Here is a 21388-nt window from a genome sequence, read left to right as displayed (position 1 = left end):
GCCCGCTCCCACAGGGTTCGGCAGTGTCCACAAAACCTGTGGGAGCGGGCTTGCCCGCGAAGGCGTCCTTCGCTACAGCTCAATACTCATGCCGTCATAAGCCACTTCAATCCCCCGCCGCTCCAGCAAAGCCCGCTCGGCCGAGTCTTCATCGAGAATGGGATTGGTGTTGTTGACGTGGATCAGCACCTTGCGCTGGCGGTTGAAACCCTCCAGCACGTCCAGCATCCCGCCGGGGCCGCTTTGTGGGAGGTGCCCCATTTCGCTGCCCAGGCTCTGGCCGACTTCGCAGATACGCATCTCGTCGTCGCGCCACAGGGTGCCGTCCAGCAGCAGGCAATCGGCACGCTGCATCCAGCCCAGCACTTCATCGTCGATTCGGCCAAGGCCCGGGGCATAGAACAGCGACGCGCCGCTGCGCAGGTCTTCAACGAACAGGCCAATGGTGTCGCCCGGTTGCGGGTTGCCGCGATTGGGTGAATACGGCGGCGCGTTGCTCACCAGGGGAATGGCGCGAAACTGCAAATGCCCGCAGGCCGGGATGCCGAACGGCTGGCGATCGAGGCCGATCGGTTGCCATTGCAGTCCGCCGTTCCAGTGGCCGAGCATGTTGAACAAAGGGAAACCGCTGCTCAGGTCCCGATGCACACGCTCGGTGCACCAGACGTCATGGGGGCAGCCTTCGCGCAAGCTGAGCAAACCGGTGCAATGGTCGATCTGGCTGTCCAGCAGCACGATGCCGGCGATGGCGCTGTCACGCAGGCGCCGCGCCGGTTGCAGAGGCGCAAAACTTTCGAGTTGCGCGCGAATGTCCGGTGACGCGTTGCACAGCACCCACTCCACACCGTCGTCACTCAAGGCAATCGACGACTGCGTACGGCGCTGGGCCCGCAGGCTGCCATTGCGCACACCGGCGCACTGGCGGCAGTTGCAGTTCCACTGCGGGAAACCACCGCCAGCGGCGGAACCGAGAACGCGGATGTGCATGGCAGATGCTCCAGAAGGCAGGCCCGGCCAACGCATCGGCTGGCCGGGTGATCAATCAACGGTTGGCGAAATACATCGTCACTTCGAAGCCAATGCGCAGATCGGTAAACGCGGGTTTAGTCCACATGGGTCATTCCTCTTCTTGTGCCGGGTGATTCCGGTAGAGCCATTAATGCACGGGGCATCGGGCGCCCGAATGCTACTTTCGAAGGAGTTGGCGGGGTGATTTGGTAGGGGGTGTTGCAGGACTTACAAAACACACATAACCCATGTGGGAGCGGGCTTGCTCGCGAAAGCGGTGTGCCAGTCAACATCTCTGTTGGATGACACTCCGCTTTCGCGAGCAAGCCCGCTCCCACAGGTTATGCGTCGTGCTTAAGGAGTCAGAAGAACCCCAGCGGATTGATGTCGTAGCTCACCAGCAGGTTTTTGGTCTGCTGATAGTGATCGAGCATCATCTTGTGGTTTTCGCGGCCGACGCCGGACTTCTTGTACCCGCCGAACGCGGCGTGCGCGGGGTACAGGTGGTAGCAGTTGGTCCACACCCGTCCGGCCTTGATCGCCCGGCCCATGCGGTAGGCGCGGTTGATGTCGCGGGTCCACAGGCCGGCGCCGAGGCCGAACTCGCTGTCGTTGGCAATCGCCAGGGCTTCGGCTTCGTCCTTGAAGGTGGTGACACCCACCACCGGGCCGAAGATTTCTTCCTGGAACACGCGCATCTTGTTGTGGCCCTTGAGCAGGGTCGGCTGGATGTAGTAACCGCTGGACAGGTCGCCCTCCAGGCGTTCGGCCGCGCCGCCGGTGAGCAGCTCGGCGCCCTCCTCCTGGGCAATGGTCAGGTACGAGAGGATCTTGTCGTATTGCTGCTCGGACGCCTGGGCGCCGACCATGGTCTCGGTGTCCAGCGGGTTGCCGCGCTTGATCCTGGCGATTTTCTTCATCACCTCAGCCATGAACGGCTCGTAGATCGACTCCTGCACCAGCGCCCGGGACGGGCAGGTGCAGACTTCGCCCTGGTTGAAGAACGCCAGCACCAGGCCTTCGGCGGCTTTTTCGATGAACGCCGGTTCCGCGTTCATGATGTCCTCGAAGAAGATGTTCGGCGACTTGCCGCCCAGTTCAACGGTGCTCGGGATGATGTTCTCGGCAGCGCAATGCATGATGTGCGCGCCCACCGGGGTCGAACCGGTGAAGGCGATCTTGGCGATGCGCTTGCTGGTGGCCAGGGCCTCGCCGGCTTCGCGACCGAAGCCCTGGACGATGTTCAGCACGCCCGCTGGCAGCAGGTCAGCGATCAGCTCGGCGAACACCATGATCGACAGCGGTGTTTGCTCGGCAGGCTTGAGCACGATGCAGTTGCCGGCGGCGAGCGCCGGGGCGAGTTTCCAGGCGGCCATCAGCAGCGGGAAGTTCCACGGAATGATCTGCCCGACCACGCCCAGGGGCTCATGGAAGTGATAGGCCGTGGTCAGCTCGTTGATCTCGGCAGCCCCACCTTCCTGGGCACGGATGCAGCCGGCGAAGTAACGGAAGTGGTCGGCCGCCAGCGGTACGTCGGCGTTCAGGGTTTCGCGCACGGCCTTGCCGTTGTCCCAGGTTTCGGTGACGGCCAGGACCTCAAGGTTCTGCTCGATGCGGTCGGCGATTTTCAGCAGCACCAGGGAGCGGTCCTGGGCCGAGGTCTTGCCCCAGGCGTCGGCAGCTGCATGGGCGGCGTCGAGGGCCTTGTCGATGTCGGCGGCGCTGGAGCGCGGGAATTCGGCGATCACTTCACCGTTGACCGGCGAGGTGTTGGTGAAGTACTCGCCATTGATCGGGGCAACGAACTCGCCACCGATGAAGTTGCCGTAGCGCGGCTTGAAGGTAATGACGGCGCCTGGGGTTCCGGGTTGTGCGTAGATCATGGTGGGCCTCTGTCTGGGTCGATGCCTGTCGTACTGACAGGCGATGAGCCGATACTAGAGAGCCCCGCGTGCCAGACGAATGCGTCGTTGGCAGGAGGGGCTCTCGTTATTTGGTCGTAGGTTTCACACAAATTAATGTGGGAGCGGGCTTGCTCGCGAATGCGTTGTGTCAGCCACAAACTTGCTGAATGACACACCGCTTTCGCGAGCAAGCCCGCTCCCACAAGGGATCAGTGCTTGGCCACAAGGTCCTTGGGCAGCTTGAACGTCCAGAGCATGCCGCCCTGGTTGAAGTCCTTCACCCGCTTGGCCACTTCGCCGCCCCACAGCGGTACCGCGCCGCCCCAGCCGGAGAGCACCGAGACGTACTGTTCGCCGTCCATTTCCCAGGTCACGGGCGAGCCGAGCACGCCAGAGCCGGTCTGGAACTCCCAGACCTTTTCGCCGGTCTTGGCGTTGAACGCCTGCAAGAAGCCTTCAGGCGTGCCGGTGAACACCAGGTTGCCTTTGGTGGTCAGCACCCCGCCCCACAGCGGCGCGTAGTTCTTGTGGCGCCAGACTTCCTTGCCGGTTTTCGGATCGATGGCCCGCAGCACGCCGATGTAGTCTTCGTTCAACGGCTTGATGGTGAAGCCGGCGCCGAGGAACGCCGCGCCTTTCTTGTAGGCAATGCCTTCGTTCCAGATGTCCATGCCCCATTCGTTGGACGGCACATAGAACAACCCGGTGTCCCGGTTATAGGCCATCGGCATCCAGTTTTTCGCACCGAGGAACGCCGGTGCTACGAACACCGAGCTGCCCTTGACTTCCGAACCCGGGGCGCCGGGACGGCTGGCGTCGTTGTAGATCGGCCGGCCGTCCTTATCCAGGCCGGTGGCCCAGGTGATCTTGTCCACGAACGGGAAGCCGCGGATGAATTTGCCGTTGGTGCGATCCAGCACGTAGAAGAAACCGTTACGGTCGGCCGTGGCCGCGGCCTTGATCTCCTTGCCACCTTCGTTGTAGTTGAACGACACCAGCTCGTTCACGCCGTCGTAGTCCCAACCGTCGTGGGGCGTGCTCTGGAAGTGCCATTTGATGGTGCCGTCGTCCGGGTTGAGCGCCAGGCGCGACGAGGAGTAGAGGTTGTCGCCAGGGCGCAGGTGCGAGTTCCACGGCGCCGGGTTGCCGGTACCGAACAGCAGCAGGTTGGTTTCCGGATCGTAATAACCGCCAAGCCAAGGGGCCGCACCGCCGGTTTTCCACAGATCGCCCGGCCAGGTCTTGCCCGCCTCGCCACCGGAGATGCCGTTCTCCACGGCTTTGCCGTCCTTGTAGACGTAGCCCATATGGCCTTCGACCGTCGGCCGGGTCCACAGCAGAGCACCGTTTTTCGGGTCATAGGCCTCGATCTTGCCCACCACGCCGAACTCGCCACCGGCCACGCCGGTAATCAGCTTGCCGTTGATCACCAGCGGCGCGGCGCTGATCGAGTAGCCTTCCTTATGGTCGGCGACTTTCTTGCTCCACACCACCTTGCCGGTGTCCTTGTTCAGCGCCACGAGCTTGGCGTCGAGGGTGCCGAAGATCACCAGGTCGCCATACAGCGCGACGCCACGGTTGATCACGTCGCAGCAAGGGCGGATGTCATCGGGCAGGCGCGCATCGTATTGCCAGAGTTTCTTGCCGGTGCGCGCATCCACGGCGAAGACCCGGGAGTAGGAACCGGTCATGTACATCACGCCGTCCTTGACCATCGGCTGCGCTTGCTGGCCCCGCTGTTTTTCACCGCCGAAGGAAAACGCCCAGGCCGGGCGCAGCTCCTTGACGTTGTCGACGTTGAGAATATCCAGCGGGCTGTAGCGCTGCCCTTGAACGCCGAGGCCGTTGGTCACGACCTGTTCCGGGTTCTTCGGGTCCTGGAGAATGTCCTGGTCGGAAACCCCGGCCAATGCCTGGCCGGACAACAGCATGGCACTGAGCAGCAAGCTCAGGACGAAGGGCTGGCGACGTGCGGGTTGAGTCATGACGGCTTCCTCTGCGGATTTTTGTTATGTCCGGAAATTTTCCGGTCTGGTGCAGATTCTTGGGCGCCGCCGCCCTGACAACAATTGCCCGCAATGAGGAGATTGCTAGTTCCTTGGTACAGGGTGGGAAGAGATGGACACAAGATTTTTGAACAGCACCGGCCCCCTGTAGGAGCGAGCTTGCTCGCGATGGACTCAAGGACACCGCTGGGTGTCAGGCTGCCAGCGTTATCATTATCGTCCATCGCGAGCAAGCTCGCTCCTACAGGGGATTTGGGTCGGCTATTTGCTGGCAGAATCCACCCGCGTCATCCGCTCGCGCTCGTATCGCGGGTACAGATGACTGACGCTGCGGATCAGTTCATAACGGCTCAGGTTGATCCCGGCGAAGCGTTCGGGGATGGGGCTGCGCAGCATCTCGGCCATATCACTGCCATTGGCCGCGCCGTCGCGCATGAGCTGATCGAGCCAGCTCAGGTAGTCGCGCATCTGCTCGAAGGGTTGCCGATCGCTGGCCACCGGCCCATGGCCCGGCACGACCTGCGTCCAGGGCAAGCCTTGCAGGGTCGCGATGTCCGCCAGCCACACTGACAGCCCCGGACTGTTGGGCGTGGTCAGCGCCCGCTGATAAAACACCAGGTCCCCGGCATACAGCACGCCGGTTTGCTGGTCGAGAATAGCCAGATCCGCGCCCGTATGCCCACCCAGGCTCAGCAAGCGCAGATCGTGATTCCCAAAACTTTTCACGCCGGGTGTCAGCGTCTGCGTCGGCAACACCACTTCGGTGCCACGCATCCAGTCGCCGACCATCCGGTACATATTCTCGGCCATGGCATCGCCTTGCCGGTGCAACAGCTCGGTGGTGCCGGCCAGGGCGCCGATCGGCACGTCGGTGAAGGCCTGATTGCCCAGCACATGGTCCGGGTGGTGATGGGTCAGCAAGACCTCGATCACCGGCTTGTCGGTGGTGGCGGCAATGGCCTTGCGCATCGCTTCGCCGTAACGCCGGGACGGCCCGGTGTCGATCACTACCACACCGCGTTCAGTGACGATAAACGCGGTGTTGACGATGTTGCCGCCGTTGGCCTTGGCGAAATTATCGGTGCTGCCTTCGAGCAGCCAGGTGTCTTGGGCGATCTGCCGGGGCTTGAGTGAGTAGTCGAGATCGGCCTGGGCCGGCAGACTGACGCATAACACCATCAACAGGATCCAGCGCATGCCACGCTCCTTGGGGTCAGGGGATCGACGCATCGAACTCATTGCCACTGTTGTCCCGCAGTAACAGACGTGTTTGCCCTGCCCCCTCGATGTCAAAGGCCAGGTTGGGGTTTTCGCTGACCGCGGGGAACAGCTCCAGCCGGGCCAGCACGTGTTGGTTGTGGTCACGCAGCTCGGCATGGTTGATGAAGAATTCCGGAATGCCGCTGACCATGCCGTTGTCCATGGGGTGGGCCACCTGCAAACGCAAACGACTGAACCCGTCCCGGGGATAGCGCCCGCCGAGCACTTCGCCGATGTGTTCCTCCCAGCCCGACTGGGTGCGCACCACACTCGGCGCGGTGCAACCGCCACCTGCGGCGTCAATCAGGGTCGAGCCGACATGCCACAGCCCGTCGCGGGTCAACACCGCCGCGCGCAGGGGCGTGGCCTGTTCGATGCGGATGCGCAACGACAACCAGGGCAAAACCGAATCCAGCGGCTGGAAGTCGACGATTTTCGGCAACGGATTCAGTTCTGCCCAGGCGAGGATTCTTACCACCTCGCCCTTGAACGCCCGGGCGTCGATTTCCAGCGGCACCTGCCGGGCATCTTCGGCAAACGGCGGCGCCAGCAGCTTGACCCGTTCATCGAAAACGAACGGCGCATTGCCCAGAAACTGCTGGTGATAGAAAGCCCACATCACCGATGGCACCGGGTCTTTGCCGGGATCGATAGCGCCAGCCTGTGCCGCCAGGCTCAACCAGCAGGCCAACAGACAACTCCCTCGCCATTTCATCGCCTGCTCCTTATTGATACATCTCGGGCACGTCGTATTGCAGGCCGTAACGGCCGTAGATGGTCTTCACCGAACCCTCGCGGATCAGGCCTTCGAGCGCTTCTTCCACGGCATAGGCCAGTTGCCGGTTGCTTTCGTGCACCGCCATGCCGATTTCCCAGAGCTGCTTGCCCATGTTCGGGTAGGCATTTTCTGCCAGCGCCAGCTGCGGATCGGCCGCTTCGTGCACTTGCCAGTCGATTTCGCCGCGCATGGCCATCACCGCGTCGACCTCGCCGGCCTTCATCGCGGCAAACGCCTGGGGCACGCCGGGGTAGTGATGGGTCTTGCCGGCGAGCATGCCGTTGAACACCGAGGTCAGGTAGAACGACGGCACGCTGTCGACTTCGACACCAATCGGGTGCTGCTCGAACACCGCGACGCTGGCGACCTTGTCCAGCCTTCGGCGGTCATAGGCCACCTGCCATTGTTCGTTCTGGTACGGACCGAACATCACCACATGGCCGTTGACCAGTTCACCGAGCTCATTGCGCTTCTGCGCGTAGTCGTGGTCGTAGGGCACGCGCATCATCAGGTCGGCCAGTTGCTGGTTGTGCAAGGCACTGGCACGCCAGATGTAATCGCGCAGGTCGTCGTCGAGCTTTTCCCCGGCCGGCGCCCAGATCAGCGTCAGGCGCACGCCGAGCGCCTTGGCCAGGGCTTCGGCCAGCTCGACATCGACACCCTGGGGTTTGCCGGCACGTTCAAAGCTGTAGGGGGCGAAGTCCTTGTAGACCGCCACCTTCAGCTCCCCGGCGGCGATCATTTCGTCGTAGTTGCGAACCTGCGCCTGCGCCGCCTGGCAGCACAGCCACAGAGCACTGATCAACACCGCGAACAGGCGCATGGGTCACTCCTCGACGTGCACAGTGTCCAGATAAGTGCGCACCGCCCACAGGGCTTCCTGGCTCAGGTAGTCGGCCATCTTCGGCATGTACACGCGACCGTCGCGTACCGCGCCATGGCGCACCCGTTCGGCGAACCATTCATCGCCCGCCTCGCCGACATCGAGCATGCGCAGGTCGGGGGCGATACCGCCGGACTTGGCCTCCAGGCCATGACAGGCCGCGCAGTTCTGGGTATAGGCCGAAGCGCCGATTTCCACTGCCTTGTCGTGTTCCGGGGCGGTGCGATACGGGTTCACCGCGGCCCAGCCATCGGCATCGAGCTGCACACCGGCATCTTTTATCGGGGTCAGGCCCTGGGTGGCGACAGCCTGTGGTACCACGTTGCCGTGGGCCCAGACCGAACCTGCGCTGATCAAACTGGCCAATAGACCGGTCACGAGCAAGGCGTTGCGTTTTGTTGTCATTGTCATGCCCTCTGGATTGCACGCAAAACCTCTTGGCAGAGGCTATGGCAGCCATCTTAGAAAGCCCTGCGCCCAGACCCCATGCTGCTTTGGTGGTCGCCACCTACTCCCTTGGTCGTAAGGCGATCGTGGGACACCGGACGCGGGCCCTGGAGCCGGTCGACGCCGATCAGGGTCAGGATCAGCAGAAACGGCAGGAGCAGTGCTTTGACGATACGCATGGTCAATCCCCTCCAGATCAATGGCCGTGGTTGCCCATGCTAGAACCGCGCCGTGCGTGGCGGGCTACTACCTTGGTACTGGCCCTTCGGTACTTTCTGCATATTTTCACTGCACCCCAGGCTTCCTATGCTGGCGCTAACGGTCATGGAGAGCCTTATGCGCCAGCTTGCCCCTTACGCCCTGATCTACCTGCTGGCGATTGCCTGCGCCGCCGGCCTGGCCACCCAAAGCCAGGCCGCCGATGCCCCCTTGCAGGTGCGGATCGGCTACCTGGGTTATCGCCCCGACCCTGGCCCATTGTTGTCCAACGTCATCCCCGAACCCACCGATGCCGGGCTGCGCGGTGCCGAACTGGCGATCACTGACAGCAACAGCACCGGGCGTTTTCTCAACCACGGCTACAGCCTGGTCAGCGCCAGCGTCGACAGCCCCGAGGCCTTGCTCGAAGCGGCGAAGACTCAGCACGAACAAGGCCTGCGCCTGTTTGTGGTGAATGCCCCCGCGACCAGCCTGCGCCAATTGAGTGCGGCACTGCCCGACAGTTTGCTGTTCAACGCCGGCAGTGCCGATGACAGCCTGCGCACCACCGATTGCCTGCCGAACGTGCTGCACACCTTGCCGAGCCGGGCGATGCTCGCCGATGCGCTGGCGCAGTTTCTGGTGTTGCGCAAATGGCAACGGGCGCTGCTGATTGTCGGCCCGACGCCCGACGATCAAGCCTATGCCGCCGCCCTGCGCCGCGGGGCCAAGCGTTTCGGCTTGCAACTGGTGGCGGAAAAAACCTGGAGCTTCGATAACGACCAACGCCGCAGCGCCCAGGCCGACATGCCGCTGTTCACCCAGACCGCCGAGTACGACGTGGTACTGGTGGCCGATGAACGCGGCGACTTCGGTGAATACGTGCCCTACCAGACCTGGTACCCACGCCCGGTCGCCGGCACCCAGGGCCTGACCCCGGTGGGCTGGCACAAGACCGTGGAAACCTACGGTGCCGCGCAGCTGCAAAAACGCTTTGAAGCCCTGACCGGGCGCTGGATGAATGACCGCGATTTCGCCGCCTGGATGGCCGTGCGCAGCATCGCCAGTGCCGTGAGCAAATTGCGCCAGGCCGAGCCGATGGCAATCCGTACCCTTGAAATCAGCGACCAGTTGCCCCTCGACGGTTTCAAGGGTCGCAAGCTCAGCTACCGGCCGTGGAACGGCCAGTTGCGCCAGCCGATTCCCATCGTCCAGCCCCGGGCGCTGGTCAGCACTTCACCCCAGGACGGCTTTCTGCACCCGTTCAACGAGATGGACAGCCTGGGCTACGACAAACCCGAGGTCAGCTGCCGCTTTCCCTGATCCGAACATCACAACAACAAGGAATCCGCCATGCGCCGCACCCTGCTCTCGTGCACCTTGCTGCTCGCCGCTGGCCATGCCGTTGCCAGCACTGCCTGGGTCTCTAACGAAAAGGACAACAGCCTGAGCCTGATCGACATGCAGACCCTGCAAGTCACCGACACCCTGCCCGTCGGCCAGCGCCCCCGGGGCCTGCTGCTGTCCCATGACAACAAGCTGTTGTACATCTGCGCCAGCGACTCGGACCGGGTCCAGGTGATGGACGTGGCCACACGCAAGATCATCAAGGAACTGCCCTCGGGTAAAGACCCCGAGCAATTCGCCCTGCACCCGAACAACCGCTGGTTGTACGTCTCCAACGAAGACGATGCGCTGGTCACGGTGATCGACACCGAGACCTCCAACGTCCTCGGCCAGATCGAAGTCGGCGTCGAGCCCGAGGGCATGGCCGTCAGCCCTGACGGCCAGTGGGCGGTCAACACCAGCGAAACCACCAACATGCTGCACTGGATCGACACCAGCACCCAGACCCTGGCCGACAGCACCCTGGTGGACCAGCGCCCGCGCTTCGTCGAGTTCTCCCCAGATGGCGCACAACTCTGGGCCTCAGCGGAAATCGGCGGCACCGTGACCATTCTCGATGTAGCCAGCCGCACCGTGCTCAAGACCCTGAACTTCCAGATCAAGGGCGTGCACCCGGACAAGGTCCAGCCGGTCGGCATCAAGCTCAGCGCCGATGGCAAGTACGGCTTCGTCGCACTGGGCCCGGCCAACCATGTGGCGGTGATCGATGCCAGGACCTTCGAGATTCTCGATTACCTGCTGGTGGGTCGACGGGTCTGGCAGATGGCGTTCACCCCGGATCAGAAGCAGTTGCTGGCCACCAACGGCGTCAGCGGCGATGTCTCGGTGATCGATGTCGACAGCCTCAAGGTCAGCAAATCGGTGAAGGTCGGGCGCTATCCCTGGGGCGTGGTGGTGACGCCATGAACGCCCTTGAAGTCAGTGACCTGAGCTTTGCCTACGGCGCCCGGGAGGCCTTGCGCAAAGTGAGTTTCAGCCTGGAGCCCGGGCGTTTCGCCGCGCTGCTGGGGCCCAACGGCGCCGGCAAGTCGACCCTGATTGCCCTGTTGACCCGGCTCTATGATCTGCAGCACGGCGAGATCCGCGTCGGTGGCTGTTCATTGCGCAGCGCGGCACGCCCGGCGCTCAGGCAATTGGGCGTGGTGTTCCAGCAGAGCACCCTGGACCTGGACCTCAGCGTCGAGCAGAACCTGCGTTATCACGCGGCATTGCATGGCCTGTCCCGGCGCCAGACCGACCTTCGGGTCGACGCCGAACTGGCCCGCCAGGCCCTGACCGAGCGCCGCCGCGAACGGGTGCGCGAACTCAATGGCGGCCATCGTCGCCGGGTGGAAATTGCCCGCGCCCTGTTGCATGAGCCGCGCCTTTTGCTGCTCGATGAAGCCAGTGTCGGCCTCGACCCGGCGAGTCGCCTGGCGCTCAACCAGCACATCCGCAGCCTGTGTCGCGAGGAACACATCAGCGTGCTCTGGACCACCCACCTGCTCGACGAAGTGCAACCCAGCGATGACTTGCTGATCCTGCATCAAGGCCGACTGGTGGCCAGCGGACAGGCCGATGCGCTGAGCCTGGAGCACGGCGGTGACCTCGGTTCGGCCTTCACCCGCCTGACTACATCGGGAGCTGCCCAATGAATGCTTACTGGCAATGTTTCAGCGGTATCGTGCTGCGCGAGTGGCTGCGCTTTGTGCTGCAACGCACGCGATTTCTCAGCGCCCTGGTGCGACCGCTGCTGTGGTTGCTGGTGTTCGCCGCCGGTTTTCGCGCGGCGCTGGGTATAGCGATCATCGAGCCCTACGACACCTACATTCCGTACGAGGTCTACATCATTCCCGGCCTGGCCTGCATGATCCTGCTGTTCAATGGCATGCAGGGGTCTCTGTCGATGGTCTACGACCGCGAGATGGGCAGCATGCGCGTGCTGCTGACCAGCCCTCTGCCCCGAACCTTCCTGCTGTGCAGCAAACTGGTGGCCACGTCACTGATTTCGCTGCTGCAGGTGTATGCGTTCCTGGCGATTGCCTGGGCCTATGGCGTGCGGCCACCGGCCATGGGTCTGTTGCTGGCGTTGCCGGCGCTGCTGCTGGTGGCGTTGATGCTCAGCGCACTGGGCCTGTTGCTGTCGAACGCGATCCGCCAGCTGGAGAACTTTGCCGGGGTGATGAATTTCGTGATCTTTCCGCTGTTTTTCCTGTCATCGGCGCTGTATCCGCTGTGGAAGATGCGTGAGGCCAGCGAATGGCTGTACTGGCTGTGCGCGGTGAATCCGTTCACCCACGCGGTGGAGCTGGTGCGTTTTGCCCTGTATGAACGCTTCAATCCGCTGGCGCTGGCAGTGTGCACGGGGCTGACGCTGCTGTTCGCGTTGCTCGCCGTACTGACCTTCAACCCGCAGCATGCGGCCTTGCGCAAGGCGGGCTGACAACACGATTTAAATGTGGGAGCGGGCTTGCTCGCGAAGGCGGCGGCAAAATCAATAAATAAGTTGACTGACACTACGCCTTCGCGGGCAAGCCCGCTCCCACAGGGGGGATCTTCATTGAACAGGGTGAAATTACTACTTTAGTACTGGTTTCCCTGTCTATCGTCGCATTCCCAACGCCCCCCGACTGGCATGTAATAGGTCCATAACTATAAGGACCGACCCCATGCCACGTGCCCGACGTTGCCTGTTGCGCCCTGCTCTCGCCGCCCTGTCGCTGGGCCTGCTGCTAAGCACCGCCCAGGCCGACACTGCACTGTTCTCCAGCGACGGCTATCGCATCGGCCTGTACCGCAGCCCGACGCCCGACCAGCTGCAAGGCGCAACCATCGTCGATACCCACGCCCTGCAAGCACTGCTCGGCCAAACCCCGCGCCCGCTGCTGATCGATGTCTACCGCCGCCAGTGGCTGCAAGGGCAATTCATCGAAGACCAGCCCCATGAAAACCTGCCCGGCAGCCATTGGCTGGCCAATACCGGTGACGGTGAGCTGACGCCGCAATGGCAGGACTATTTCGCCGCCAACCTGAAAAAGCTGACCGCCGGCGACCCGACGCAACCGCTGGTCTTCTATTGCCGCTCCGACTGCTGGTTGAGCTGGAATGCGGTCAAGCGCGCAGCCACCATGGGCTATAAGACCCTGTATTGGTATCGCGATGGCCTGGACGCCTGGCAAGCGGCCAATCTGCCGGTTTCGCCAGCCAGGCCCGAACCCTTTCCCTGAGCTTTACGCGTGCGTGTTGTTGCCACACCATAATCAAAATAATGAGGTGAAAGGCCATGTACAAAATTCTGATTGCCGACGATCACCCGCTGTTTCGCGAAGCCATCCACAACGTCATCAGCGACGGTTTTGCCGGCAGCGAAGTGATGGAAACCGCCGATCTGGACAGCGCCCTGGCCCTGACCCAGGAACACGATGACCTGGACCTGATCCTGCTCGACCTGAACATGCCCGGCATGCACGGGCTCAATGGCCTGATCAACCTGCGTAACGAAGCGCCAACCATTCCGGTGGTGATTGTCTCCGCCGAACAGGACAAACAGATCGTGCTGCAAGCCATCACCTACGGCGCGGTGGGTTTCATCACCAAGTCTTCACCCCGCGCCCAGATGACCGATGCCATCCAGCAGATTCTCAATGGCAATGTCTACCTGCCCCCGGACATCATCCGCACCGCCAAAAGCAGCACCCACCGGCGGATGAACGACACCCCGAGCTTCCCGCCCGAACTGCTCCAGGCCCTGACCCGCAAGCAGTTGCAGGTATTGGAACGCATGACCAAGGGCGAATCGAACAAACAGATCGCCTACACCCTGGAAATCGCCGAGACCACGGTCAAGGCCCACGTCTCGGCGATCCTGCGCAAGCTCAACGTGCACAACCGGGTGCAGGCGATCCTGAGTGCCGGGGATATTGATTTCGGGTCTTATTTGCGGCGTTGAGTCATCAAGACCGCGGCGCGCCCTTCGCGAGCAAGCCCGCTCCCACATTTGACCGTATTCCAAATGTGGGAGCGGGCTTGCTCGCGAAGGGGCCGTCCCATGCTCCGAAGATTTCAAGGTCGGCCAAGCAAATGACTCATCGCCGTCTTCAGCTTCATCGGCCGCACCGGCTTGTGCATCAGGGTGTGGCCCAGTTCGCGGATCTGCTGCTTGAGTTCATTGCTGTAGTTGGCCGTGATCATCATCGCCGGAACCGGTGACGCGCGCCGGGCATTGATGCGCGCCACGGCGTCGACACCGTTGCGATCGTTGTCCAGGTGGTAATCGGCAATCAGCAGGTCGGCCTCGGCGTGGAAATTGTCCACTTGCCGCGCCAGGTCCTCCTCCGACAGCGCCGTCACCACCCGACACCCCCACCCTTCCAGCAAGGTGCGCATGCCGGCACAGATGGTCGCGTCGTTGTCCAGCACCCATATCCGCGCCCCCCGCAGGCGCTCGAGCATCGGCTCGCTCATCTGCAACGCGGGCTGCGGCTTCGGCGCGGTAGCGCTCAACGGCACTTCGACCGAGAACATCGAACCCCGGCCCGGCCACGAGCGCACATGAATGGGATGCCCGAGGATGCCGGCAATCTTCTCTACGATCGCCAGGCCCAGGCCCAGGCCGCGATCCTGATCGGGGCGCTGCACATCACCACGCTTGAACTCCTGGAAAATCTCCTCCAGGCGATGCTCGGCAATGCCCAAGCCGCTGTCCCAGACTTCGATCGTCAGGCACTCATGATGCCGCCGGCAACCGAGCACCACGCGACCACTGTAGGTATAGCGAATCGCATTGCTCAGCAGGTTGCGCAGGATCCGCGCCAGCAGCTGGATGTCACTGCGCACCAGCGCCGAACAGCCAATGAAGTGCAATTGCAGGCCTTCACTGCGCGCCACTTGGGTGTATTCGGCGGCCAGGTTGTCCAGCAGTTCACTGAGGGCGAACGGCGCAATGTCGGCCTTGATCACCCCCGCATCGAGCTTGGAAATATCCACCAGGGTGCCGAGCAGGTTCTCCACGTCTTCCAGGGAATTGCTCACGTTGCGCACCAGAATCTCGCTGGACATCGGCTCGCGCCGTTCCAGCAAGGCACTGGTAAACAGGCGCGCGGCATTCAACGGTTGCAGCAGGTCATGGCTGACGGCGGCGAGGAACTTGGTCTTCGACAGGTTGGCCTGCTCGGCTTCCTGCTTGGCCTCGCGCAAGCGTGACTCGACCAGGCGTCGCTCATCGATCTCGCGCAGCAGCTGGTCGTTGAGGGTGGTCAATTCCGCCGTGCGCTCGCGTACCCGCAGCTCCAGGTTCTGATACGCCTGATGCAGCGCCTCGGCGGTGCGGCGGCGTTCGGTGATGTCGCGGATCAGCACGAAAATCCCCACCACCTCGCCACTGGCCAGACGGTTGGGCACATAGGAGCGCAGCATGTAGCGCTCCTGGTTGTTGACGTTGGTTTCGGCGAACTCGAACGTTACGCTCTCGCCGGCCAGTGCCCTGGCCACGTAGGGCTCCAGCCGCTGGTAATGCTGCTCGCTGTGCACTTCGCGCAGGCTCTGGCCGAGCATCACGCCGCGGGGCCAGCAGTACCACTCTTCGTAGACCTTGTTGGTGAACTCGTAGACCAGGTCGGCATTGAGGTAGGCAATCAATGCCGGCACGTGATCGGTGATCAGGCGAATCCAGTGTTCGCTTTCACTCAGCGCCTCGGCGTGCTGGTAGCGCTCGGTGATGTCGGTGAAGGTGTTGACGAAACCGCCGGTGGGCAACGGATGGGTGCGGATTTCCAGGACCCGGCCATCGTACAGGCGCTGCTCGCATTCGCGCACCGGTCGTCCGTTGCCATCGCGACTGGCCGGGGTCAGCAGGTTCAGCTCGCTGTCGGCGATCACTTCGGCAAACGGGCGATGGGCCGCCACCGGCGCCAGGCCGCTCAACTCCAGGAACCGCCGGTTCCACAACTCCAGGATGCCCTCGGCGCTGACCATCGCCACCCCTTGGGACAGGTTGTCGACCGCCCGTTGCAACAGATGCGACTTCTGCGCCACCGCCTGCTCACGGCGTATGGTTTCGCTGAGTTTGACGTCGGTGATGTCAGTGAACAGGATCACCCGCCCTCCTTCCTGGGTCGGGCGCTCGCTGACTTGCAGCCAGCGCCCGTTCTGCAGGCGGTAAAGCAGGTTTTCGTCGGCATGCCCGCGCGGCTCTTCGGTGAACAGGGCGTTGTTCATCATCAGCCGCTTGACCTCGGTCAGGCGCATGCCGGCGTTGATCCGCACCCGGCTGTTGCTCCAGAACGCCTTGAAGCGACTGTTGAACAGCACGATGCGCTGGTCGGCGTCAAACAGCACGAAGGCGTCGGAAATGCTTTCGATGGCATCGATCAGGTGTTGGTGCGCCGTTTCCGCGCGCAAACGGGCTTCGCTGAGCAAATGATTACCGGCCTTGAGTTCGGCCATGGCCTGGTTCAGGGCATCGGTGCGTTCGCGCACTTGCTCGGCCAGCACCACCGAATGCTGGAATGCCGCGTACGGATCGTTGCCGCGGGTTCCCCCGGACTCGACCCGCTCGATCAGCGCGCCATTGATGCGCTGCAGTTTGTGGTTTTCCAGGCGCAGCCCGGCCAGTTCGGCCTGCAGCTCAGCGATTTCCTGGGGCACGGCCACGGGCAATGGCAACGCCGGTGAAGGTCTGGTTGATGTGCATGCCATTGAACTGTTCTCCATAGGTGTTGAAACCCATCACCCGTTGCTCACGCAAAAAACCGCCGATCTGATCAAGGCTGCCGTCGTCTTCGAGTTCCAGACGCCGCAGGAAACAGTCGCAACCGATGGTCAGCAGCAAATCCCCCAGGCGCTCCTGCAACCCCTCGAACAGGCTCTGCAGGTTCGGCAGCATCGGCCCCGGGGTCATGGCGGTGAGGACGATGCCGTTTTCCACGGCGCAGTAGAAACTCAGGCTCAGGTCCGGATGCACCTGCTGGATGGCCCGCACGTAGTATTGCTGGTTGATCCGCACCGCCAACGGGTGCGCGGCAAAGACCCGGTGATCAAGCTGCGCCACCGGCACGCCGATGTGCCGGGCGTACTCCTCGGCAGCCGGCTCGGCATTGAGCTCGAAGACCCGGCGCAAGGTACTGTCGGCCCCGGTGACCACCAGCTTTTCAGCGCGGGGCAGCACGTGGTGGGTGGTGAACACTTCGAAATCCAGCCAGGTATTGACCAGCACCACCACGGCCGCGCCGCTGTGGAACTCGCCATCGAAGTACACATGGGTATGGGTCAGGTAGTTATCGTCGCCGGCCGAACCGCCGAAATGCGGAATGTCGCCCAAGGCCGCACTCAAGGCTGCCAGGACCATTTCTTCACGACTGGACAGGCCATCGAGCAGGGTCAGGGCAAAGCTGTTGCCCTTGATCGGGGCCAGGGTGTTGCTGCGACAGCCACTGACCAGACGCTCGACCATTTGCTGGGCGTCGATCAGGCTGAAGTGCTCCATCTGGTCGATCAGCTCGATCGAGATGGAAAAGTGCCGGTGGTCGAAACCCACCGCCGTCACGCAATTGCGTCCATAGCCCAGCGGGGTGATTTCCCCGGCGCTGGTGCAGCCCGCCAGGCGAATGCCACCGAAGCTTTGCTGCAAGGCCTGGCCCAGCGCCTGCAAGTCGTATTCGGCGGAACAGAAGAACAGTACGAACCCCAGGTGCGGATGCAACAACTGTCGTGCCAGTTCCTGCGCGACCTGTCGGGCATCGGTGGCCTGGGACATTGCACTGACGACGCCTTCGCTCTGCTGCATCCTTACCTCCCGCAGGTGCGTGTGTATGAGGCACGAGTGTACGAAGTCTGTGGGGTGCGACGAATGCTACTTGGGTAGCGGGTAGCCGCTTCGATGGGATGAGACGGTTGGCAGCCCTCGCCGCGATGCGCACGGCCAGGGCCACCTCCCGGGGTTACCAGGTCAGCACCGCGCCCACGGCAAAGGTGTCGGTGTCTTCGTTCTGCTCATCGGTGTCGTGGCCGTTGATTTCGAACTGGTTGTACTCGGCCACCAGCTTGAGGTTGTCGTTCACGTCATGGAACAACGCGATGCCGCGGGTCTCGTAGTCCGCGCCGCTGCCGACCACACCGTTGCCGTCGTCATTGGTCTTGCCGTAGGACAAGGCCAGGCGGTTCTTGCCCAGTTTGTAGGAACCCTGCATCAGGTAGCCGTCGCTGTCGACGTTGCGCAAGGTCGGCTCGCCGGCATTGTTGGTGAAAAACGGGTTGATGCCCTTGGCCTGGAAACCGGACCCGGTGAGGGACAAGCCGCCCATCTTCGCCTGCACGCCATAACCGACCCCCTTGGAGGTGACGGTCTCGACCGTGGAATCGGTGTTGTCCGAGGTCTGGTAGCTGCCGTTGACCCAGCTGTAGATCTTTGCCCCGGCCAGGTCGAACTGATAGGTGACTTCACTCTCGGTACGCGGGTTTTCCTGATAGGCCTTGCCCGTCGGGCTGCTGTCGTTGGTGTCCACCGGGTCCATGATGCCGACCGCCACGCGCAGTCCGTCCATCACCGGGGTGCGATAGGTGATCTGCGAGGTCGGGAACGGATACGGGTAACCGGTGCCGATGTTGCCGAACGACACCCCGCCGCCATCCACCAGCCCCAACGTATCGCTGACCTGGCCGTAACCGGCGAGCATTTCGTCGAGCAGGATGTTGGAACGGGCGAACAAGCCGAAGTCCTTGCCGATCAGTACCTCGCCCCACTCCGGGTTGGCCACGGTGCCGAAGAACTGCCGCACGTCGATCGCGGTGTCTGTGCCGTTGGTTTGGCTGTCGTTGATGGTGACCCAGAACGAGGCGCGGGCGCCGAGCTTGAGATCGTCTACCTGCTTGCCCATGTTGAATCCCAGGTAGTTGGGCAAAAAGCCCATCTTGACCCGCGACTGCCGACGGTCGTACTGATCGCCGGCGCGGTCGACATCGCTGTTTACGTAGAAGGCGTTGATGTAGCCGTCGGTGGAGAACGTGGTCTGGTCCTTGTCGTACAGCATGATATCCGCCTCAGCCACCTGGTTCAGGCCCAGGGCAGACAGGCTGGCGATAAAGGCTGGCAGAAAACGATGCGTGACGTTCTTATTGTTGTGCATGGCGCGCTCCGAAACGGGGGACTGAGTGTCGGAGGCGATTATCGAAACCTGACGGGCGGCGCCATACGCTGCCTTGGGGCTGGTTTTGAGGTGCTTTGGATTGGCTGGCGGCGCGTGACCGCTATGGCGTAAGACCGCTCGTCGGCGAGGCTCGCCACTTAGGGTGTAGACCTGTGGACCCGACTGGCATCCACAGGAACCGGTACCGGCTAGGCGTTGGCCTTGAGCAACATGTAGGCGGCGACCACCACGCAGATGCTGGCGAACCCGACCTGCAACGCCCGCGCCGGCACCCGGGCGCACAGCTTGCGGCCGATGATCATGCCGATAATGCTCGTGCCAATGAAGGTGGCACCCACACTGTCGATGCGCACGCCGGCATGGAACGCGCCGATCACGCCGATGGCCGAAATCAGGCTGATCACCATCAGAGAAGTAGCGATGATTCCGCGCATCTGCACGTCAGTCAGTTGCTTGAACGCCGGGACAATCAGGAAGCCGCCGCCCACCCCCAGCAATCCCGAGACCACACCCGTGACCGCTCCGAGCGCGGCGAGGGTCGCGGTGCATTTGGCGGTCCAGGAGAAGCGCCCGGTCTGTTGATCGAGCATGCAGTTTTTCTGGCCCCAGTTCGCGTGCCCGTGGTCGCTCGGGCCTTCGTCCTTGCGTTCACGGCGCAACATCCGCCAGGCCACCATGACCATCAGCAGGCTGAACAGGATCATCAGGATTTTTTCCGGCAACTGATGGGCGAAATAGATGCCCACCGGCGAAAACACCGCACCGAGTGCGGCGATCAGCAACGCCGCGCGATACCGCACCAGGCCATGGCGCAATCCATCGATGGCGCCGACCGCTGCCGCACTGCCCACCGCAAACAACGCCACCGGAGCGGCCTGGGTCATGCTCCAGCCCAATCCCAATACCAGGGCCGGCACCGCGAGAATCCCGCCGCCCGCTCCAGTCAATCCCAATACCAACCCCATTACCACGCCAAACAGACTTGCCAGCAACATAGGGAGTTCTCAGTCGACCCTGGACAGACGCGTCAGCCACTCGCGACCCTTGAGCATACCGTTCCAATAGAACCACGGTAGCAGCGTTGCCTTGAGCCACCACGCCGAGCGGCGCGGCGTCGTCGGGTCAAGGGGAAAGGTCGGCAGCAATTTGCCCGCATAACCGAACTCGGCCAGGATCACCTTGCCCTTCTCCACCGTCAGCGGACAGGAGCCATAGCCGTCGTACTTCAGCGGCAGTGGTCGTTGCTTGCGCAAGGCCAGCAGGTTTTCGGCCACCACCACTATCTGCTTGCGCACCGCCGCGGCGGTTTTTGCATTGCTGGTGCCGCAGATATCCCCCAGCGCGAAGACGCCTGGATAACGCGGATGCTGCAGGCTGTGGGGATCGACCTCGCACCAGCCGGCGGCGTCGGCCAGCGGACTCCGGGCGACGAAATCCGGGGCCACCTGAGGCGGTACGACATGCAGCAGGTCAAAGGTTTTTGCCTGGCGGGTGACAGTGCCCTCGGCGTCCTTAATGTCAAACCACGCGGTTTTCGCCGGGCCGTCGACCTTGACCAGATTCGAATTGAATGCCAGCCGGGCGTTGTACTTCTCGATGTACTTCATCAGCGGCGGGACAAAGGTCGCCACGCCGAACAGTGCCGCGCCCGCGAGATTGAACTCGACGTCAATGTTGTTCAGCACACCGGCCCTGTTCCAGTGATCACAGGACAGGTACAGCGCTTTTTGAGGCGCCCCCGCACATTTGATCGGCATGGCCGGCTGGGTGAACAGCACCTTGCCGCCGCGCAGTTTCTGCACCTGGTCCCAGGTGTAGGTCGCGTGCCGGTAGCTGTAGTTGGAGGTCACGCCGTGCTGGCCGAGGGTCTCCTCCAGGCCTTCGATTTTCTCCCAGGCCAGGCGCAGGCCGGGGCATACGATCAGGTTCTTATAGCTGACCGTGCGCGCGTCACTGAGGATGAGCCGGCCATGATCGGGGTCGATGCCGGTCACGGCAGCCTGCACCCAATTGACCCCGCGCGGCATCACCGACGCCATTGGCCGCACGGTGTTTTCCACGTTGTAGGCGCCACCGCCGACCAGCGTCCAGGCCGGTTGATAGAAATGCCGGGAGTCGGGTTCGATCACCGTGATGTTGAGGTGCGGGCTACGCTTGAGCAGGCTGGCGACAAGGCCTATGCCCGCCGTGCCGCCGCCGATCACCACGATATCTGCACTGATGGATGGGCCCCAGTGTTGATCGTTCATTGCTTGTTCCTTTTGCTGCACGCAAGGATTTTTCCAGTCAACACACAAAACTACTGTGGGAGCGGGCTTGCTCGCGAAGGCGGTGTGTCAGTAGACATAAACGTTGGCTGACACACCGCCTTCGCG

General features: G+C 62.7%; 20 protein-coding genes. 6 read left to right on the top strand and 14 right to left on the bottom strand.

The genetic code is table 11. The annotated features are described in order from the left end of the window. Positions 1–72: 72 nt before the first annotated feature. From pqqB to AC3WN7_RS27245, 9 genes are all read right to left on the bottom strand, one after another. Positions 73–987: a pyrroloquinoline quinone biosynthesis protein PqqB gene (gene pqqB, locus AC3WN7_RS27285; RefSeq protein ID WP_102675686.1), complete on the bottom strand. Its 915-nt coding sequence runs from the start codon at positions 985–987 to the stop codon at positions 73–75. Between the two features lie 55 nt (positions 988–1042). Beyond that, the gene (pqqA, locus tag AC3WN7_RS27280; protein WP_003253598.1) at positions 1043–1114 is read right to left on the bottom strand and encodes a pyrroloquinoline quinone precursor peptide PqqA; all 72 of its coding nucleotides are present in this window, start codon (positions 1112–1114) and stop codon (positions 1043–1045) included. 256 nt (positions 1115–1370) lie between these two features. Further along, complete coding sequence (exaC, locus tag AC3WN7_RS27275) at positions 1371–2891, bottom strand: acetaldehyde dehydrogenase ExaC (RefSeq protein ID WP_015095428.1); 1521 nt, start codon at positions 2889–2891, stop codon at positions 1371–1373. Positions 2892–3121: 230 nt separating this feature from the next. Beyond that, positions 3122–4897 carry a PQQ-dependent methanol/ethanol family dehydrogenase gene (locus AC3WN7_RS27270; RefSeq protein WP_102675685.1) on the bottom strand — a complete coding sequence of 592 codons (1776 nt, stop codon included), beginning with the start codon at positions 4895–4897 and terminating at the stop codon, positions 3122–3124. Positions 4898–5179: 282 nt separating this feature from the next. Further along, positions 5180–6115 carry a quinoprotein relay system zinc metallohydrolase 1 gene (locus AC3WN7_RS27265; protein WP_102675683.1) on the bottom strand — a complete coding sequence of 312 codons (936 nt, stop codon included), beginning with the start codon at positions 6113–6115 and terminating at the stop codon, positions 5180–5182. Between the two features lie 16 nt (positions 6116–6131). Continuing rightward, positions 6132–6893 (bottom strand): quinoprotein dehydrogenase-associated SoxYZ-like carrier, encoded by a 762-nt coding sequence (locus tag AC3WN7_RS27260; protein WP_102675682.1) that lies wholly within the window; start codon positions 6891–6893, stop codon positions 6132–6134. A gap of 10 nt (positions 6894–6903) precedes the next feature. After that, positions 6904–7779, bottom strand: coding sequence for a substrate-binding periplasmic protein (locus tag AC3WN7_RS27255; protein WP_095967641.1), 876 nt, complete (start codon positions 7777–7779; stop codon positions 6904–6906). Between the two features lie 3 nt (positions 7780–7782). Then, on the bottom strand, positions 7783–8244 hold the full coding sequence (gene pedF, locus AC3WN7_RS27250) for a cytochrome c-550 PedF (RefSeq protein WP_015095433.1): 462 nt from the start codon (positions 8242–8244) through the stop codon (positions 7783–7785). Positions 8245–8300: 56 nt separating this feature from the next. Continuing rightward, complete coding sequence (locus tag AC3WN7_RS27245) at positions 8301–8465, bottom strand: hypothetical protein (RefSeq protein ID WP_172435761.1); 165 nt, start codon at positions 8463–8465, stop codon at positions 8301–8303. Positions 8466–8622: 157 nt separating this feature from the next. Here AC3WN7_RS27245 and AC3WN7_RS27240 point away from each other — a divergent pair, with 157 nt between their 5' ends. From AC3WN7_RS27240 to AC3WN7_RS27215, 6 genes are all read left to right on the top strand, one after another. Beyond that, positions 8623–9807 carry an ABC transporter substrate-binding protein gene (locus tag AC3WN7_RS27240; protein ID WP_095967640.1) on the top strand — a complete coding sequence of 395 codons (1185 nt, stop codon included), beginning with the start codon at positions 8623–8625 and terminating at the stop codon, positions 9805–9807. 30 nt (positions 9808–9837) lie between these two features. After that, positions 9838–10797, top strand: a complete 960-nt coding sequence (locus tag AC3WN7_RS27235; protein WP_102675681.1) for a YVTN family beta-propeller repeat protein — start codon at positions 9838–9840, stop codon at positions 10795–10797. Further along, positions 10794–11525, top strand: coding sequence for an ABC transporter ATP-binding protein (locus tag AC3WN7_RS27230; RefSeq protein ID WP_095967638.1), 732 nt, complete (start codon positions 10794–10796; stop codon positions 11523–11525). Before AC3WN7_RS27235 ends, AC3WN7_RS27230 begins: the two co-directional genes overlap by 4 nt. Further along, positions 11522–12313 (top strand): ABC transporter permease, encoded by a 792-nt coding sequence (locus tag AC3WN7_RS27225; RefSeq protein ID WP_095967637.1) that lies wholly within the window; start codon positions 11522–11524, stop codon positions 12311–12313. Before AC3WN7_RS27230 ends, AC3WN7_RS27225 begins: the two co-directional genes overlap by 4 nt. A gap of 226 nt (positions 12314–12539) precedes the next feature. Continuing rightward, positions 12540–13097, top strand: a complete 558-nt coding sequence (locus tag AC3WN7_RS27220; RefSeq protein ID WP_102675680.1) for a PQQ-dependent catabolism-associated CXXCW motif protein — start codon at positions 12540–12542, stop codon at positions 13095–13097. 56 nt (positions 13098–13153) lie between these two features. Further along, positions 13154–13819 (top strand): response regulator transcription factor, encoded by a 666-nt coding sequence (locus tag AC3WN7_RS27215; RefSeq protein ID WP_007976602.1) that lies wholly within the window; start codon positions 13154–13156, stop codon positions 13817–13819. Positions 13820–13932: 113 nt separating this feature from the next. Here the strand turns inward: AC3WN7_RS27215 and nahK are convergent, their stop codons facing one another. The 5 genes from nahK to AC3WN7_RS27190 all read right to left on the bottom strand — a co-directional run bounded on the left by nahK (position 13933) and on the right by AC3WN7_RS27190 (position 21262). Further along, entirely contained in the window at positions 13933–16566 is a 2634-nt protein-coding gene (nahK, locus tag AC3WN7_RS27210; RefSeq protein WP_102675679.1) for a hybrid sensor histidine kinase/response regulator NahK/ErcS', read from the bottom strand. Beyond that, complete coding sequence (gene nosP / locus AC3WN7_RS27205) at positions 16496–17653, bottom strand: nitric oxide-sensing protein NosP (RefSeq protein WP_102675678.1); 1158 nt, start codon at positions 17651–17653, stop codon at positions 16496–16498. Before nosP ends, nahK begins: the two co-directional genes overlap by 71 nt. A 154-nt stretch (positions 17654–17807) precedes the next feature. Beyond that, positions 17808–18992, bottom strand: coding sequence for a porin (locus AC3WN7_RS27200; protein WP_095967633.1), 1185 nt, complete (start codon positions 18990–18992; stop codon positions 17808–17810). Positions 18993–19201: 209 nt separating this feature from the next. After that, positions 19202–20008: a sulfite exporter TauE/SafE family protein gene (locus tag AC3WN7_RS27195; protein ID WP_095967632.1), complete on the bottom strand. Its 807-nt coding sequence runs from the start codon at positions 20006–20008 to the stop codon at positions 19202–19204. 9 nt (positions 20009–20017) lie between these two features. Beyond that, positions 20018–21262: an FAD/NAD(P)-binding oxidoreductase gene (locus AC3WN7_RS27190; protein ID WP_102675677.1), complete on the bottom strand. Its 1245-nt coding sequence runs from the start codon at positions 21260–21262 to the stop codon at positions 20018–20020. Between the last annotated feature and the right edge of the window lie 126 nt (positions 21263–21388).

This window comes from Pseudomonas sp. FW305-70 (assembly GCF_058783925.1).
Note: the sequence above shows the minus strand (reverse complement) of the source record. Positions and strands in the feature narration are given on the sequence as shown.

Excerpts from the sequence above, each read along its gene's own strand:
- AC3WN7_RS27235 (WP_102675681.1), top strand. The coding sequence starts at position 9,838 with ATGCGCCGCACCCTGCTCTCGTGCACCTTGCTGCTCGCCGCTGGCCAT.
- AC3WN7_RS27220 (WP_102675680.1), top strand. The coding sequence starts at position 12,540 with ATGCCACGTGCCCGACGTTGCCTGTTGCGCCCTGCTCTCGCCGCCCTG.
- AC3WN7_RS27195 (WP_095967632.1), bottom strand. The coding sequence starts at position 20,008 with ATGTTGCTGGCAAGTCTGTTTGGCGTGGTAATGGGGTTGGTATTGGGA.
- AC3WN7_RS27225 (WP_095967637.1), top strand. The coding sequence starts at position 11,522 with ATGAATGCTTACTGGCAATGTTTCAGCGGTATCGTGCTGCGCGAGTGG.
- AC3WN7_RS27230 (WP_095967638.1), top strand. The coding sequence starts at position 10,794 with ATGAACGCCCTTGAAGTCAGTGACCTGAGCTTTGCCTACGGCGCCCGG.
- AC3WN7_RS27245 (WP_172435761.1), bottom strand. The coding sequence starts at position 8,465 with ATGCGTATCGTCAAAGCACTGCTCCTGCCGTTTCTGCTGATCCTGACC.
- AC3WN7_RS27240 (WP_095967640.1), top strand. The coding sequence starts at position 8,623 with ATGCGCCAGCTTGCCCCTTACGCCCTGATCTACCTGCTGGCGATTGCC.
- AC3WN7_RS27200 (WP_095967633.1), bottom strand. The coding sequence starts at position 18,992 with ATGCACAACAATAAGAACGTCACGCATCGTTTTCTGCCAGCCTTTATC.
- exaC (WP_015095428.1), bottom strand. The coding sequence starts at position 2,891 with ATGATCTACGCACAACCCGGAACCCCAGGCGCCGTCATTACCTTCAAG.
- AC3WN7_RS27255 (WP_095967641.1), bottom strand. The coding sequence starts at position 7,779 with ATGCGCCTGTTCGCGGTGTTGATCAGTGCTCTGTGGCTGTGCTGCCAG.
- pedF (WP_015095433.1), bottom strand. The coding sequence starts at position 8,244 with ATGACAACAAAACGCAACGCCTTGCTCGTGACCGGTCTATTGGCCAGT.
- pqqB (WP_102675686.1), bottom strand. The coding sequence starts at position 987 with ATGCACATCCGCGTTCTCGGTTCCGCCGCTGGCGGTGGTTTCCCGCAG.
- AC3WN7_RS27215 (WP_007976602.1), top strand. The coding sequence starts at position 13,154 with ATGTACAAAATTCTGATTGCCGACGATCACCCGCTGTTTCGCGAAGCC.
- nahK (WP_102675679.1), bottom strand. The coding sequence starts at position 16,566 with ATGGCATGCACATCAACCAGACCTTCACCGGCGTTGCCATTGCCCGTG.
- AC3WN7_RS27270 (WP_102675685.1), bottom strand. The coding sequence starts at position 4,897 with ATGACTCAACCCGCACGTCGCCAGCCCTTCGTCCTGAGCTTGCTGCTC.
- AC3WN7_RS27265 (WP_102675683.1), bottom strand. The coding sequence starts at position 6,115 with ATGCGCTGGATCCTGTTGATGGTGTTATGCGTCAGTCTGCCGGCCCAG.
- AC3WN7_RS27260 (WP_102675682.1), bottom strand. The coding sequence starts at position 6,893 with ATGAAATGGCGAGGGAGTTGTCTGTTGGCCTGCTGGTTGAGCCTGGCG.
- nosP (WP_102675678.1), bottom strand. The coding sequence starts at position 17,653 with ATGCAGCAGAGCGAAGGCGTCGTCAGTGCAATGTCCCAGGCCACCGAT.
- AC3WN7_RS27190 (WP_102675677.1), bottom strand. The coding sequence starts at position 21,262 with ATGAACGATCAACACTGGGGCCCATCCATCAGTGCAGATATCGTGGTG.